Annotated in this window: 13 protein-coding genes; 11 read left to right on the forward strand and 2 right to left on the reverse strand. The window is 61.7% G+C overall.

What is annotated here, in order from left to right; genetic code table 11:
• The first annotated feature begins 105 nt into the window (after positions 1 to 105).
• Genes AD665_RS02430 through AD665_RS02445 form a run of 4 tightly spaced genes read left to right on the forward strand, consistent with a single transcriptional unit; the run spans position 106 to position 4479 of the window.
• A complete protein-coding gene (locus AD665_RS02430; protein ID WP_024776917.1) occupies positions 106 to 576 on the forward strand; it encodes a (2Fe-2S)-binding protein in 471 nt (156 codons plus the stop codon).
• The gene (locus AD665_RS02435; RefSeq protein WP_053190748.1) at positions 573 to 2888 is read left to right on the forward strand and encodes a xanthine dehydrogenase family protein molybdopterin-binding subunit; all 2316 of its coding nucleotides are present in this window, start codon (positions 573 to 575) and stop codon (positions 2886 to 2888) included. The genes AD665_RS02430 and AD665_RS02435 overlap by 4 nt, the downstream gene beginning before the upstream one ends.
• Positions 2888 to 3859, forward strand: a complete 972-nt coding sequence (locus AD665_RS02440; RefSeq protein ID WP_053190750.1) for an XdhC family protein — start codon at positions 2888 to 2890, stop codon at positions 3857 to 3859. The genes AD665_RS02435 and AD665_RS02440 overlap by 1 nt, the downstream gene beginning before the upstream one ends.
• A 26-nt stretch (positions 3860 to 3885) precedes the next feature.
• Positions 3886 to 4479 (forward strand): nucleotidyltransferase family protein, encoded by a 594-nt coding sequence (locus AD665_RS02445; RefSeq protein WP_024776914.1) that lies wholly within the window; start codon positions 3886 to 3888, stop codon positions 4477 to 4479.
• 193 nt (positions 4480 to 4672) lie between these two features.
• Here AD665_RS02445 and rne read toward each other — a convergent pair whose 3' ends face one another.
• A complete protein-coding gene (gene rne / locus AD665_RS02450; protein ID WP_053190753.1) occupies positions 4673 to 7864 on the reverse strand; it encodes a ribonuclease E in 3192 nt (1063 codons plus the stop codon).
• A gap of 696 nt (positions 7865 to 8560) precedes the next feature.
• Here rne and rluC point away from each other — a divergent pair.
• The 3 genes from rluC to AD665_RS02465 are packed head-to-tail and all read left to right on the forward strand — an operon-like array spanning position 8561 to position 11179.
• Positions 8561 to 9517 carry a 23S rRNA pseudouridine(955/2504/2580) synthase RluC gene (rluC, locus tag AD665_RS02455; RefSeq protein ID WP_024776912.1) on the forward strand — a complete coding sequence of 319 codons (957 nt, stop codon included), beginning with the start codon at positions 8561 to 8563 and terminating at the stop codon, positions 9515 to 9517.
• Positions 9507 to 10169 carry an HAD-IA family hydrolase gene (locus AD665_RS02460; protein ID WP_024776911.1) on the forward strand — a complete coding sequence of 221 codons (663 nt, stop codon included), beginning with the start codon at positions 9507 to 9509 and terminating at the stop codon, positions 10167 to 10169. The genes rluC and AD665_RS02460 overlap by 11 nt, the downstream gene beginning before the upstream one ends.
• A gap of 20 nt (positions 10170 to 10189) precedes the next feature.
• Positions 10190 to 11179 carry a S49 family peptidase gene (locus AD665_RS02465; protein WP_053190756.1) on the forward strand — a complete coding sequence of 330 codons (990 nt, stop codon included), beginning with the start codon at positions 10190 to 10192 and terminating at the stop codon, positions 11177 to 11179.
• Positions 11180 to 11298: 119 nt separating this feature from the next.
• On the opposite strand, the gene AD665_RS02470 is transcribed toward AD665_RS02465, so the two are convergent.
• A complete protein-coding gene (locus AD665_RS02470; protein ID WP_053190758.1) occupies positions 11299 to 11877 on the reverse strand; it encodes a Maf family protein in 579 nt (192 codons plus the stop codon).
• Between the two features lie 105 nt (positions 11878 to 11982).
• On the opposite strand from AD665_RS02470, the gene AD665_RS02475 reads away from it, so the two are divergent.
• From AD665_RS02475 to fabD, 4 genes are all read left to right on the forward strand, one after another.
• Positions 11983 to 12510, forward strand: a complete 528-nt coding sequence (locus AD665_RS02475; RefSeq protein WP_003204262.1) for a YceD family protein — start codon at positions 11983 to 11985, stop codon at positions 12508 to 12510.
• A 13-nt stretch (positions 12511 to 12523) separates the two neighbouring features.
• Positions 12524 to 12706 (forward strand): 50S ribosomal protein L32, encoded by a 183-nt coding sequence (gene rpmF / locus AD665_RS26620; protein ID WP_003179396.1) that lies wholly within the window; start codon positions 12524 to 12526, stop codon positions 12704 to 12706.
• Between the two features lie 3 nt (positions 12707 to 12709).
• Positions 12710 to 13720, forward strand: coding sequence for a phosphate acyltransferase PlsX (gene plsX, locus AD665_RS02480; protein WP_080686185.1), 1011 nt, complete (start codon positions 12710 to 12712; stop codon positions 13718 to 13720).
• A gap of 123 nt (positions 13721 to 13843) precedes the next feature.
• On the forward strand, positions 13844 to 14782 hold the full coding sequence (fabD, locus tag AD665_RS02485) for an ACP S-malonyltransferase (RefSeq protein WP_024776907.1): 939 nt from the start codon (positions 13844 to 13846) through the stop codon (positions 14780 to 14782).
• Positions 14783 to 14786 lie beyond the last annotated feature (4 nt).

Genomic DNA, 14786 nt, shown 5'->3' on the forward strand with positions numbered 1-14786 from the left:
CTGGATAAGAGAGCCCGATCAGCCTGAGCCAGTCTGCGACGCCGAACCGTCACCCAAGCGGCAGATTGCTCGACCCCATAACTCGATAACTATGCGGGCGTGCCCATGATTACCCTGAAACTCAATGGACAAGACCATCAACTGGATGTGACCGAGGACATGCCGCTGCTGTGGGCTATCCGGGATGTCGCTGGGTACAACGGCACTAAATTCGGCTGCGGCATGGGCCTGTGCGGCGCGTGCACCATCCACATCGACGGCGCTCCGGCGCGCAGTTGCATCACGCCGATAGGCTCGGTGCAGGGGCAGAACGTCAGCACCATCGACGCGCTGCATGCCGACCCGGTTGGACAGGTCGTGCAAAAGGCCTGGCTCGATACCGCCGTGGCCCAATGTGGTTACTGCCAGGGTGGGCAGATCATGTCCGCCACCGCCTTGCTCAAGAGCAACCCCAACCCGAGCGATGAGCAGATCGAGGAAGCCATGGTCGGCAATATCTGCCGCTGCGGGACGTATAACCGGATCAAGACTGCGATCCGCCAGGCTTCCACGCACCTGAAGGAGGCCAAGGCATGAGCCGTTTGCCCAATGATTTCGTGCTGAGCAATCTCAGTCGACGTGGCTTCCTCAAGGGTGCGAGCGCCACCGGTGTGCTGGTGTTGGCCGCCAGTTGGGGCATGCCGGATGCCTTTGCCGAGGAAAAGAAATTCGGTGCCGAGGGCATGCCCCATGGCGCGGTTGATGACCCGAAGGTGTACGTGAGCATTGCCGCCGATGGCAGCGTGACGGTGATCTGCAACCGTTCGGAAATGGGCCAGGGTGTGCGCACCAGCCTCAGCATGGTGGTGGCCGATGAACTGGACGCCGACTGGGCATTGGTGAAGGTGCAGCAGGCGCCGGCCGATGAGGCACGTTTCGGCAACCAGGACACCGACGGCTCGCGCAGCATGCGCCACTGGTACGAGCCGATGCGCCGTTGCGGTGCCGCCGCCCGGACCATGCTGGAGCAGGCCGCCGCGGCCCAATGGAACGTTCCGGTGGGTGAATGCCATGCCCAGTTGCATAACGTGGTGCACCAGCCTTCCGGTCGGAAACTGGGCTACGGGGCATTGGCCGCCGCAGCCAGCGCCTTGCCGGTGCCTGCCCGTGATAGCTTGCGCCTCAAGCAACCTGCCGAGTTTCGCTACATTGGCAAGGAGGCGAGCCGGGCCATCGACGGTGCGGACGTCGTCAACGGTCGCGCCGTGTTCGGCGCCGATGTGCATTTGGACGGCATGCTTTATGCGGTCGTGGCGCGCCCACCGGTCTATGGCGGCAAGGTCAGAAGCGTGGATGACCGCGCGGCGCTGAAAGTACCGGGCGTGGTCAAAGTGGTGCAGATCGAAGGGCGTCCGCTACCCTCGGAGTTCCAGCCCCTGGGGGGCGTGGCGGTGGTGGCGAAGAATACCTGGGCCGCGATCAAGGGGCGCGACGCGCTGAAAATCGAGTGGGATGACGGTCCGAATGCCGCTTATGACTCGATCGCCTATCGCAAGGAGCTTGAGGCTGCGGCTCTCAAGCCCGGAAAAGTCCTGCGCAGCACCGGTGACCTCGACGATGCGCTGGCGAAGGCCGATTCGACCCTGGAAGCCTCGTATTACCTGCCGCACCTGTCCCAGTCACCGATGGAACCGATGGTGGCCATTGCCCGGTTCAAGGACGGCCACTGCGAAGCCTGGGCACCGAGCCAGGCGCCACAGGTGACCCGAGAGCGCGTCGCCGAACGATTGGGAATCCCTTTTGACAAGGTCACGATCAATATCACGCTGCTGGGTGGCGGTTTTGGCCGCAAATCCAAGCCTGACTTCGTCGTCGAGGCGGCGGTGCTGGCCAAGGAGTTTGCGGGCCAGGCAATTCGGGTGCAGTGGACTCGTGAGGATGACATTCATCACTCGTATTTCCACACTGTATCGGCCGAATACCTCAAGGCCGGCTTGAACCGGGACGGGATGCCGTCCGGCTGGCTGCATCGAACCGTAGCGCCGAGCATCACCGCGCTGTTTGCGCCGAATATGGTCCACGAGGCACCATTCGAAGTAGGTATGGGCCTGACCAACATGGCCTACGCCATCCCCAATCTGCGCCTGGAGAACCCCGAAGCGGTGGCTCACACCCGGGTGGGTTGGTACCGCTCGGTGTCGAACATTCCTCACGGTTTTGCCATCCAGAGCTTTATCGACGAATTGGCCCACAAGGCCGGCCAGGATCCGCTGAAGTACCACCTCAAGTTGCTCGGCCCGGATCGCGAGATCGACCCGCGTACCTTGAATGAAGACTGGAACTACGGTGAATCCCCCGAGCGCTATCCCATCGATACGGCGCGGATCCGCACCGTGCTGGAAACCGCTGCCAAGGCGGCCGGTTGGGGACAGAAACTGCCCAAGGGCCGTGGCCTGGGGCTGGCAGTTCATTACAGCTTCGTCACCTACGTGGCGGCCGCCATTGAAGTGGAGGTCAAGGAGGACGGCACGGTGATCGTGCACAAGGCGAACATCGCCGTCGATTGCGGCCCGCAGATCAACCCCGAGCGCATCCGCTCCCAGTTCGAAGGCGCCTGCGTCATGGGCCTGGGCAATGCGATGGTGGGGGAGATCAGTTTCAAGGATGGCAAGGTCCAGCAGGACAACTTCCACATGTATGAAGTGGCGCGCATGTCCCTGGCGCCCAAGGAAGTGGCGGTGCACCTGGTCACGCCACCAGGCGAGGTGCCGTTGGGCGGTGTCGGTGAGCCAGGGGTGCCGCCGATTGCGCCGGCGCTGTGCAATGCGATTTTCGCCGCCACCGGCCAGCGTATCCGCAACCTGCCGGTACGCTATCAGTTGCAAGGCTGGCAGCAGGCCAAGGCTTGATGGACAGCGTTGACCTGAACGTCCTGCGTAGCGTGCTCCAGTGGCGCCGCGCCGGGCAGCGCGTGGTGTTGTTCACGGTGGTTCAGGCCTGGGGCACCGCGCCAAGACCTCCGGGGGCTATGCTCGCCTTGCGCGAAGACGGGGTGGTGATCGGTTCGGTGTCGGGCGGTTGTGTCGAGGATGACCTGATTGCCCGATTGCATGACGGCCGCATCCCGGCGGACGGTCTGCCGGTGCAGATGATCACCTACGGCGTCACCCGCGAGGAGGCGGCGCGCTTTGGTTTGCCGTGTGGCGGTACCTTGCGCCTGACGGAAGAGCGTGTCGGTGACCCGCAATGGGTCGCCGAACTGCTGGAGCGTTGTGAAGCCCATCAGATTGTCGCCCGTGAGCTGAGCATTGCCACCGGCCATGTGGTGTTGACGCCCGCCAGCAAGAGCGACGTGCTGGTTTTCGATGGACGGACCCTGCGCGCCATCTACGGGCCACGTTGGCGGTTGTTGTTGATCGGAGCCGGGCAATTGTCGCGCTATGTCGCTGAAATGGCCCGGTTACTGGACTTCGAAGTGCTGATCTGCGATCCGCGCAAGGAATTCGTCTACGGCTGGGAAGAACAGCACGGCCGCTTCGTCTCGGGGATGCCCGACGAAGCAGTGTTGAATATCCAGACCGACGAGCGCACGGCGATCGTTGCCCTGACTCATGATCCGCGCCTGGACGACATGGCCTTGCTGACCGCCCTGGATTCCCCGGCTTTTTATGTGGGGGCCCTGGGATCGCGGGTCAACAGTCGGAAGCGCCGGGACAACCTGCTTCAGCTAGGCTTGTCAGCACAGGCCATTGAGCGGCTGCATGGTCCGATCGGCCTGCACATCGGCAGCCACACCCCGGCGGAAATCGCCTTGTCGCTGCTGGCCGAAATCGTGGCGATCAAGAACGGCGTCGAACTGCGGCAGAAGAAGCCGTTGTAGGCCGTGGGTAGGGACAAGGAGGGCGCATGAGCGGATCTATTGGCGTGATCATTGTCGCGGCCGGACTGGGCAGCCGTTTTCGTCAGATTGCCGGTTCCGACAAGGATAAGTTATTGGCTGACTGCACGGGGCGTGACGGCGCCGTCCGCTCAGTGATTGAGCAGGTGCTGTTGAATCTGCCAGCTTCCCTGGAAAAGCGGCTGCTGGTGACGCGCGGAGGGCGCCCACAGGCCATTCGCATGGCCCAGGCCTATGGATGCGAGGTCGTCGAACTGGACTCCCCCGGCCTGGGAGACAGCATCGCAGCGGGTGTCCAGGCATGCCCGGACCTGGCTGGCTGGTTGATTGTGCTGGCTGACATGCCATTTATTCTGCCGTCCAGCATCGAACGGGTGGCGGCGGGAACTGCCGAGGATGGCATCTGCGTGCCGGTTCATGAGGGTGAATATGGGCATCCCGTAGGGTTTGGCCGCGAGTTTGGCCCGAAATTGATGGCGCTGACCGGCGATCGTGGTGCGAAGGTATTGTTTACCGGGGCGCGAGTGGTCGAGATTACGGTTGACGATCCTGGTGTGGTTTGGGATGTGGATGTGCCTGAGGCTTTGAATTTCCAGCAATAACATTGATGTTGAATGGGCTGCCGCTATCGCGAGCGGGCTCGCTCCCACATTTTCCTGCGGTGGGTTGAGAATTTTTGATCGACGCAGATCTCTTGTGGGAGCGAGCCTGCTCGCGATGACGACCTGATAGTCGACACGAAATAAAAAGCCCCGCCTGGCATTACCAAGCGGGGCTTTTTATTGGGCTATGGAATCAGGCGTGAGGCTTGGGCTCGTGCTCTTTTTCCATTGGGGCGCGATGAGGTGTGACTTCCTCAGCTTCAGCGGAAGGCTGAGCTTCGTCGGTCACCGGCGCCGATTCGATCGGAGCTGGTTCGGCTGCGGTTTCAGTCACCGGGGCTGGAGTTGCCTCGACTACTTCCACTGCGGGGGCCGGCTCGGCAACGGACGCCTGGGCGGCAGCCTCTTCGGCTTCCTTCTGCAGGCGCTCGGCTTCACGCTTGCGACGACGCACTTCACGCGGGTCGTTTGGAGCGCGACCGTTCGCGGTCAAGGCGCTGGCGGGAGCAGGCTCCTCGACGGGGGCCGGTGCTTCGACAACCACCGGGGCTTCAACCACTGGCGCTGGCTCGACCACTGCAGGCTCGGCTGCCTTGACAGGCTCTGGCATCGGCTCTGGCTCGACCACCGGTGCCGGTGCGGCAGGTTCCGGGTTCCAGTTGAACGCGGTCTGCTCTTCGCGCACAGGTGTCGGTGCTTTTTCCTCGGCGTCCGTTTCAACAGCAGCTTCAACGGAAGTTTCTGCTGCCACCGCCGGCTGTTCGACGACCGGTGCAGGCTCGACGGCAGCTTCAGGCTGGGCTTCAGGAGCTGGTGCAATTTCCACTTCTGGCGAGGCCGTCACTTGCACAGCGGTAGTAGCTTCGACCACCGGCGTTTCAACCGGCGCATCTTCTACCGCAGCGGTAGCGCGTTCGGCCTGTTCGTTGGCCTGGGCTTCGGCTGGAGCGCTGACCGTGCTGCTGGCAACTGCCGCGGTCACTGCCAGGCCGGCGGCCAGGTCTGCTGTGCTTGGCGCTTCGGTGGATTCGGACTCTTCCGAGCCTTCGATCACATTACCGTTGGCATCACGCTGACGCTCACGACGGTTGCTGCGACGACGCTGGCCACGGGAGCGGCGGCGTGGACGATCACCTTCGGCGTTATCCTGGCCGTCTTCCTGCAGTTGCTCTTCGGCGTTCAGCACTTCCTCTTCGCTGGTAGCGGCGGCGGTCTGCTCGGCGCGTGGTTGACGCTCTTCACGCGGAGGGCGTGGTGCGCGCTCTTCGCGAGGCTGGCGAGCCGGACGCTCTTCAGCGTTGGTGGCAGCGGCCGGGGCGGCATCCAGGGGCTCGCGCAGTTCGCGAACACGTTCTTCACGCTCGCCACGCGGCTTGCGATCCTCACGTGGAGCCCGCGGTTGACGCTCTTCACGCGGCGGGCGTGGAGCGCGTTCTTCGCGGGCTACGGCCGGCACTTCCTCACGGGCTTCGCGAGGCTGGCGCTCTTCACGAGGCTCACGTGGTGCACGCTCTTCACGCGGTGCACGTTCTTCGCGTGGCTTGCGCTCTTCGTCACGACGACCGTTGCGGTTGCGGGTCTGCTGGCGACCGTTACGGCGTTCTTCGTTGCGGGCAGGACGCTCGGTGGCGGCAGGCTTGGCAACCACGGCTGGTGCGGCAGGCTCTTCCTTGGTCGCGAACAGGCTGACCAGAGACTTCACCAGGCCCTTGAACAGGCTTGGCTCAGGTGCAGCAACCGGAGCCGGTGCCGGTGCGACGACTTCGGTCGGAACCGGAGCATTGGCGCGGGCAGGGGCAGTCTTCACAGCGGCTTCCTGGCGGACCAGGGTGCGGGTGGCGGCAGCCGGCTGGACTTCTTCCACTTCGGCTGCGGCAGCGGCGATCTCGTAGCTGGACTGGTTGTTGTGGGCTTCCGGGCTGTCGTCGCGCAGGCGCTGGACTTCGAAATGCGGCGTCTCGAGGTGATCGTTCGGCAGGATGACGATTCGGGCCCGGGTGCGCAGCTCGATCTTGGTAATCGAGTTGCGCTTTTCGTTGAGCAGGAACGCTGCCACCGGGATCGGCACCTGGGCGCGGACTTCGGCGGTGCGGTCTTTCAAGGCTTCTTCTTCGATCAGGCGCAGGATCGCCAGGGACAGCGACTCGACGTCACGGATGATGCCGGTGCCGTTGCAGCGTGGGCAGACGATGCCGCTGCTTTCGCCCAGGGACGGACGCAGACGCTGACGGGACATTTCCAGCAGGCCGAAGCGCGAGATGCGACCGACCTGTACACGGGCGCGGTCGGCTTCCAGGCACTCACGGACCTTTTCTTCCACGGCGCGCTGGTTCTTGGCCGGGGTCATGTCGATGAAGTCGATGACGATCAGGCCGCCGATGTCGCGCAGGCGCAACTGACGGGCGATTTCTTCGGCCGCTTCAAGGTTGGTCTGCAGGGCGGTTTCTTCGATGTCGCTGCCTTTGGTGGCGCGCGCCGAGTTGATGTCGATGGACACCAGGGCTTCGGTCGGATCGATGACGATGGAACCGCCGGACGGCAGCTCGACGACGCGCTGGAAAGCGGTCTCGATCTGGCTTTCGATCTGGAAACGGTTGAACAGCGGAACGCTGTCTTCATAGAGCTTGATCTTGCTGGCGTACTGCGGCATCACCTGGCGGATGAAGGTCAGGGCTTCGTCCTGGGCTTCAACGCTGTCGATCAGCACTTCGCCGATGTCCTGGCGCAGGTAATCGCGGATGGCGCGGATGATGACGTTGCTTTCCTGGTAGATCAGGAACGGCGCGGAGCGATCCAGCGAGGCTTCCTTGATGGCCGTCCACAGCTGCAGCAGGTAGTCGAGGTCCCATTGCATTTCTTCGCTGCTGCGGCCAAGGCCGGCAGTGCGCACGATCAGGCCCATGTCGGCCGGGGCAACCAGGCCGTTGAGGGCTTCACGCAGTTCGTTGCGCTCTTCGCCTTCGATGCGGCGGGAGATGCCGCCGGCACGCGGGTTGTTCGGCATCAGGACCAGGTAACGGCCGGCCAGGCTGATGAAGGTGGTCAGGGCAGCGCCCTTGTTGCCACGTTCTTCTTTTTCGACCTGGACGATGACTTCCTGGCCTTCGCTCAGGACGTCCTTGATGTTGACGCGGCCTTCAGGGGCTTTCTTGAAGTATTCGCGGGAGATTTCTTTGAGGGGCAGGAAGCCGTGGCGCTCGGAGCCGAAATCGACAAAGGCAGCCTCAAGGCTTGGTTCGATGCGAGTAATCCGGCCTTTATAGATGTTGGCCTTCTTCTGCTCGCGTGCACCGGATTCGATATCCAGGTCGTAGAGGCGCTGGCCGTCTACCAGTGCAACACGCAACTCTTCGGGTTGAGTTGCGTTAATCAGCATTCTTTTCATGTAGTACCGTCGGTTTCCGGGCTGCCGGAAACGGCGTTCGGCACACACGACTTCTCACGGTCGGTGTCAGGTGCGTCATGGAAGTGGCTGACCACTCCAGTGTCCAGCGAGTTCGGCCCAATGATGGCGAAGTCGCGACGGACGCGTCCTGCTTGCTGGTACTCAAGCACTCAGTCAGGAGGAGGAATCAACCGGCGTCTGTGGACGAGATGAAGCGTCTGAAACAAGCCTAGTGCTACACAGTCCGACGGTTGTACATCTCCACCCTACACGTATCCCTGATAATTCGGGTGCTGCCGCGCGCAGAATCCGCAGCGGGTTGGCATTTACCGTGAGCTCCGGAAGGGGAGGTCACGCATCATGGCTAAATTAGGCGTTGTTTCCGAAGCTTTCGCCCGGGGTCGCTAGCAACTGACTGCACTTTGTGAACTGGCCGTGAATGTGGCGCGCAAGGCGAGTGAAAACTCTGCTTTGCGGCGTATTTCAGGCCTCATGTCACCTGCGCTCGTTACACCTGCTAACTCACCGAATCGTGGCAAAAGCCCCGTAGGACGGCCTCTCGTCCTCGTGAATTGCGTTGGTCAGGGCCGGTTTTTGACCGTTAGTCCGCTGTCCAGCCACTTTTGGCGGCGTTCGCGACTATAGCAGCAATGATTAAGTGCTTCAATTCCATAAAAAATTGTTATGATCGCCGCCATGACGACTACTGCCCCTTCGACCCCGAGCGTTCAACTGCTCGAGGTCTCGCCGGAATATGCCGGCCAACGAATCGATAACTTCCTTCTCGCTCGGCTCAAGGGCGTGCCCAAGACCTTGATTTATCGCATTTTGCGCAAGGGCGAGGTGCGGGTGAACAAAGGTCGTATCAAACCTGAGTACAAGCTCCAGGCCGGCGATATCGTGCGCGTGCCGCCGGTTCGCGTGCCCGAGCGCGATGAACCGGTGCCGGTTGCCCAGGGCCTGCTGCAGCGCCTGGAAGAGTCGATCATCTATGAAGACAAAGCGCTGATTGTGATCAACAAGCCCGCAGGCATCGCGGTTCACGGTGGCAGCGGCCTGGATTTCGGCGTGATCGAAGCCTTTCGTCAGTTGCGGCCGGACGCCAAGGAGCTGGAGTTGGTTCATCGCCTGGATCGCGACACCTCCGGGCTGCTGATGATCGCCAAGAAACGCAGCATGCTGCGCCATTTGCACGAGCAACTGCGCGGTGACGGCATCGACAAGCGCTATATGGCTCTCGTGCGGGGGCATTGGGCGACGTCCATCAAGCAGGTCCGTGCGCCATTGCTCAAGAGTAACCTGCGCTCAGGCGAGCGCATGGTCGAGGTCAACGACGAGGGCAAGGATGCGCTCACCGTATTCAAGGTGCTGCGGCGTTTCGGTGACTTCGCCACTATGGTCGAGGCCAAGCCGGTGACCGGTCGTACCCACCAGATTCGTGTTCATACATTGCATGCCGGTCATTGCATCGCCGGTGACCCCAAATACGGGGACGACGATTTCAGCCGCGAGATCCGGGATCTGGGCGGAAAACGCCTGTTTCTTCATGCCTATATGCTCACCGTACCGCTGCCCGATGGGGGTGAGCTGAAGTTGCAGGCACCCGTGGACGCCATGTGGGCCAAGACTGTGGAGCGATTGAGTGCGCCCTGACTACAAGCTCCTGATCTTCGATTGGGATGGCACCCTGGCCAATTCAATTGGTCGGATCGTGGAGTCGATGCATGTCGCGTCTGACCGCACGGGTTTTGCCAGGCGCGATGACTTTGCGGTAAAAGGCATCATCGGTCTTGGATTGCCGGAAGCGATTCGCAGCCTGTATCCGGACATCGATGACGATGCGCTGACGATTTTCCGCCAGCATTACGCCGACCACTACATTGCCCTGGAGGCGGAGCCGTCGCCCTTGTTCGAGGGTGTGGCAGATACGCTTGGGGCATTGCGAGCGGAGGGTTATCACCTGGCCGTTGCCACTGGGAAAGCTCGTCGCGGACTCGATCGGGTGCTGAAGGCTCATGGCTGGGAGGATTATTTCGATATCACCCGTGCCGCCGATGAGACCGCCAGCAAGCCGCACCCGCTGATGCTCGAGCAGATCCTGGCGCATTGCGAGGTGCGCCCGGAGCAGGCGCTGATGGTGGGGGATTCATCGTTCGATCTGCAGATGGCTCGCAACGCCGGCATGGGTTCGGTGGCTGTCAGTTATGGCGCGCAGACGATCGAGGCGCTACGGGCGTTCGAGCCGAGACTGGCAATAGACCATTTTCCTGAGTTGCACGCCTGGCTGAGCCGGCACCCCGATTAAATTTGTTGAAGGATGCAAGTATGACCGATGAATGGAAGGCACCGGCCAAGGCAAGCGCTGACAACGGTGACGACAAGAGCTGGAAGTTGCTGGAAAAGACCCTGATGGCCGGGGTACAGGAGCAGCGACGTGCGCGCCGCTGGGGTATCTTCTTCAAGTGCCTGGTCTTTATTTATCTTTTCGTCGGGCTGGGGGTCATTATCCAGGCGATCGATCTGAAGAAGAATCCCGGCAGCGGTTCGGCCTACACCGCGGTGATCGATATCGAAGGCATGATCGCGGACAAGGAGGCGGCGAGCGCGGACAACATAATTGGCAGTCTGCAGGCTGCGTTCGAGGATTCGAAAGTCAAGGGAGTGGTGCTGCGCATCAACAGTCCGGGCGGCAGTCCGGTGCAGGCGGGCTACGTCTATGACGAGATCGTTCGCCTGCGTGCGGCGCATCCGGATATCAAGGTCTATGCGGTGATCGCCGACCTGGGTGCTTCCGGTGCCTACTACATTGCCAGTGCGGCGGATCAGGTCTATGCCGACAAGGCCAGTCTGGTGGGGTCCATTGGTGTAACCGCTGCCGGTTATGGTTTTGTCGAGACCCTGGACAAGCTCGGTATCGAGCGTCGGGTGTACACCGCTGGTGAGCATAAATCCTTCCTCGATCCTTTTCAGCCGCAGAAGCCGGAAGAAACCGCTTTCTGGCAGGGGGTGCTCGATACGACCCACAAGCAGTTCATCGCCAGCGTCAAGAAAGGGCGGGGTGACCGGCTCAAGGACAAGGATCACCCGGAGCTGTTCTCCGGTCTGGTCTGGTCCGGAGAGCAGGCGTTGTCCCTGGGGCTGATTGACGGGTTGGGCAGTGCCAGTTCGGTGGCGCGGGATGTGATCGGTGAGAAGGAGTTGGTGGACTTCACCGTCGAAGAGTCGCCGCTCGATCGTTTCTCGAAGAAGCTGGGGGCGAGCATTGCCGAGCGCCTGGCGATGTGGATGGGGTTCCAGGGGCCGGCATTGCGCTGATTGCCCTTGTTGGAGCTGGCGCAGCCTGCGATCTTTTGATCTTTCGCTTGAGACTCAAGTGTCAGGGGGGGGGGGATCGCAGCCTCGCTTCGCTCGGCAGCTCCTACAGGGTGGTCCTGTCAGGGGATTTGCAGGCCCTCCGCCAGCAACATATCCACAAGGCGGATCAGGGGCAGGCCGACCAGGCTGGTGGCGTCGGGGCCTTCGGTGCTCTGGAACAAACTCACCCCCAGGCCCTCGGCTTTGAAGCTGCCGGCGCAATCATAAGGCTGTTCGATCCGCAGGTAGCGCTCGACCCGTTCCGGGTCGAGCGTGCGCATGTTGACGGTAAAGGGCACGCAATCGACCTGGCAGGCGCCGGTCTGGCTGTTGAGCAATGCCAGGCCGGTCAGGAATGTGACCCTGGTCCCGCTGGCGGCCAGCAGTTGTTCGCGGGCATTGTCGAAGGTGTGGGGTTTGCCCAGGATGCGCTCGCCGAGCACAGCGACCTGGTCCGAACCGATGATCAGGTGTGCCGGGTGGCTTTCAGCCAGTGCCAGGGCCTTTTCCCGGGCCAGGCGCTCTACCAGTGCCCGGGGAGGCTCGCCGGGGCGATGACTTTCGTCGATGTCCGGCGAGCGGCAGACGAATGGCAGCCCCAGGCGAGCGAGCAATTCCCGGCGGTAGACCGAGCTGGAGGCAAGTAATAAAGGCAGCATGGGCATCTCCAAAAGTCAGGGGCGAATTCTAGCGAGGCGCGCAAGTGACGGACAGGGCTGAATTTCCTTTGACATGGGCGGGGGCATCCCTATAATGCTGCGCCTATGTTGAATGACCCGATTCCACCTCACGTTGACCCGCGCAAATTGGCTGACCGTGGCACCACCCTTCAAGGTGAACTGCTGCTGGCCGATTTGAAGAGACTCTGCGACCCGCTTTCCGATGATGTCGGTACGGTCCAGGCCAAATTCGTTTTTGAACGAGATGAACGTAAATCTGTGGTTATCCACAGCTTTATCGACACTGAAGTCAAAATGGTTTGCCAGCGTTGTCTTGAGCTGGTCACCCTGCCGATCCACAGCGAATGCAGTTACGCCGTGGTGAAGGAGGGTGCGAATACCCAGTCGTTGCCGAAAGGTTATGACGTGCTGGAACTGGGCGAAGATCCATTGGATCTGCAGTCACTGATCGAGGAGGAGCTTCTGCTCGCCTTGCCCATTGTGCCTGCTCATCATCCGGAAGAATGCCAGCAGCCGGCGGGAGCAGATGAACCCGAACCGAGCGAGGACGAGGTAACGCGGTCCAACCCGTTCAGTGTATTGGCGCAGTTAAAGCGTGACCCAAACGTTTAGGAGTTAATCAATTATGGCTGTTCAGCAGAACAAAAAATCCCGCTCTGCCCGTGACATGCGCCGTTCGCACGACGCTCTCGAGGCTAGCACCCTGTCTGTAGAAAAAACCACTGGTGAAGTTCACCTGCGTCACCACGTATCGCCAGAAGGCGTATACCGTGGTCGTAAAGTGATCGACAAGGGCGCTGACGAGTAATCCTTGTCCGCTCAAGTCATCGCAATTGACGCAATGGGCGGGGACTTCGGTCCCCGCAGCATTGTTCAGGCCAGCCTTGCTTGCTTGAATGCAACACCCTCGCTGCACCTGACCCTCGTCGGTCAACCCTCCCTTCTTGAAGAAATGCTCAGCGGCCGGACGGCAGCGGATCGCGCGCGCCTGACGATTACCCCTGCCTGCGAAGTCATCACCATGGACGAAAAGCCGGCCCAGGCCTTGCGCGGCAAGCCTGACGCGTCGATGCGGGTGGCCCTTGAGCTGCTGCGCGACGGCAAGGTGCAGGCCTGTGTCAGTGCCGGCAATACCGGGGCGCTGATGGCGCTGTCGCGCTATGTGCTCAAGACTCTGCCGGGCATCGACCGACCGGCGATGGTCGCGGCCATTCCGACCCGGAGAGGGTTTTGCCAGTTGCTGGACCTGGGTGCCAATGTCGATTGCAGCGCCGAGCACCTGCTGCAATTTGCAGTGATGGGCTCGGTGGCGGCTGAAACCCTCGGTATTGTGCGTCCTCGCGTGGCGTTGCTGAACATTGGAACCGAAGACATCAAGGGCAACCAGCAGGTCAAGCTGGCCGCCACGTTGTTGCAGAACGCGCGGGGAATCAACTACATCGGTTTCGTCGAGGGCGACGGTTTGTACCGGGGCGAGGCGGACGTGGTGGTATGTGACGGCTTCGTCGGCAATATCCTGCTCAAATCCAGTGAAGGCCTGGCAACCATGATTGGCGAGCGGATCGAGACCCTGTTCCGGCAGAGTCTGGTCTCACGGGTGGTGGGTGCCCTGGCGCTGCCCTTGATGCGTCGCCTGCAGGCGGACCTGGCGCCGGCGCGGCATAACGGGGCCAGTTTTCTCGGGCTGCAGGGTATTGTGATCAAGAGTCATGGTTCGGCGGGCGTGCAGGGTTTTCAAAGCGCTATCAACCGGGCCGTGATAGAAATCCAGGAAAACCTGCCCGAACGCCTTCATGGACGTCTCGAAGATTTGTTAACTTAGGCGTTTTCGTCCGACAATGCTTAAATGTGACCGGTCGGTTCAACCCGCCATCCAACTGTCAGTTTCCTAGCGCCCCACGGGGCGTCAATTTTTGGCGACAAGATCATTAGGGGCTTTGTTTTCATGTCTGCTTCCCTCGCATTCGTCTTTCCAGGACAGGGCTCGCAGTCCCTCGGCATGTTGGCCGAGCTGGGCGCGCAATACCCGCTGATCCTCGAAACATTCAAAGAAGCGTCCGATGCACTCGGCTATGACTTGTGGGCACTGACCCAGCAAGGGCCCGAAGAGCAACTCAATCAAACCGATAAAACCCAGCCGGCCATCCTGACCGCCTCGGTAGCCCTTTGGCGTCTTTGGCTGGCTGAAGGTGGTGCGCGTCCGGCCTTTGTTGCCGGTCATAGCCTGGGAGAGTACAGCGCCCTTGTCGCTGCGGGCAGCCTGAGCCTGGGCGACGCGGTGAAACTGGTGGAGCGTCGTGGCCAGTTGATGCAGGAGGCCGTTCCGGCTGGGCAGGGCGGCATGGCCGCGATCCTCGGCCTGGACGATGCCGATGTGCTGGCAGCCTGTGCCGAGGCGGCGCAAGGCGATGTGGTCAGTGCGGTTAACTTCAACTCCCCGGGGCAGGTCGTGATCGCCGGTGCCAAGGCTGCGGTCGAACGCGCCATCGAAGGCTGCAAGGCCCGTGGTGCCAAGCGCGCCATGCCGTTGCCGGTCAGCGTGCCGTCGCACTGTGAATTGATGCGTCCTGCTGCCGAGCGCTTCGCCGAATCCATTGCCGCCATTGATTGGCAGTCCCCGCAGATTCCCGTGGTGCAGAACGTCAGCGCTGATGTGGCGCCAGACCTTGAGACCCTCAAGCGTGATCTGCTGGAGCAGCTCTACAAGCCGGTTCGCTGGGTCGAATCGGTGCAGACCCTGGCGGCCAAGGGTGCGATCGAACTGGTCGAGTGTGGCCCTGGCAAGGTGCTGGCCGGCCTGAACAAACGCTGCGCCGAAGGCGTGTCGACTTCCAATCTCAACACCCCAGACGCTTTCGCTGCCGCCCGTGCAGCGCAGGCCTGAACAG

The sequence above is a fragment of the Pseudomonas corrugata genome, assembly GCF_001269905.1.
GTDB lineage: Bacteria > Pseudomonadota > Gammaproteobacteria > Pseudomonadales > Pseudomonadaceae > Aquipseudomonas > Aquipseudomonas corrugata.

What these genes read in the sequence shown, in the direction of transcription:
- AD665_RS02475 (WP_003204262.1), top strand. Translation starts at nt 11,983, where the DNA reads ATGTTGAATGACCCGATTCCACCTCACGTTGACCCGCGCAAATTGGCT.
- rluC (WP_024776912.1), top strand. Translation starts at nt 8,561, where the DNA reads ATGACGACTACTGCCCCTTCGACCCCGAGCGTTCAACTGCTCGAGGTC.
- AD665_RS02435 (WP_053190748.1), top strand. Translation starts at nt 573, where the DNA reads ATGAGCCGTTTGCCCAATGATTTCGTGCTGAGCAATCTCAGTCGACGT.
- rne (WP_053190753.1), bottom strand. Translation starts at nt 7,864, where the DNA reads ATGAAAAGAATGCTGATTAACGCAACTCAACCCGAAGAGTTGCGTGTT.
- AD665_RS02430 (WP_024776917.1), top strand. Translation starts at nt 106, where the DNA reads ATGATTACCCTGAAACTCAATGGACAAGACCATCAACTGGATGTGACC.
- rpmF (WP_003179396.1), top strand. Translation starts at nt 12,524, where the DNA reads ATGGCTGTTCAGCAGAACAAAAAATCCCGCTCTGCCCGTGACATGCGC.
- AD665_RS02445 (WP_024776914.1), top strand. Translation starts at nt 3,886, where the DNA reads ATGAGCGGATCTATTGGCGTGATCATTGTCGCGGCCGGACTGGGCAGC.
- AD665_RS02465 (WP_053190756.1), top strand. Translation starts at nt 10,190, where the DNA reads ATGACCGATGAATGGAAGGCACCGGCCAAGGCAAGCGCTGACAACGGT.
- fabD (WP_024776907.1), top strand. Translation starts at nt 13,844, where the DNA reads ATGTCTGCTTCCCTCGCATTCGTCTTTCCAGGACAGGGCTCGCAGTCC.
- AD665_RS02470 (WP_053190758.1), bottom strand. Translation starts at nt 11,877, where the DNA reads ATGCTGCCTTTATTACTTGCCTCCAGCTCGGTCTACCGCCGGGAATTG.
- AD665_RS02440 (WP_053190750.1), top strand. Translation starts at nt 2,888, where the DNA reads ATGGACAGCGTTGACCTGAACGTCCTGCGTAGCGTGCTCCAGTGGCGC.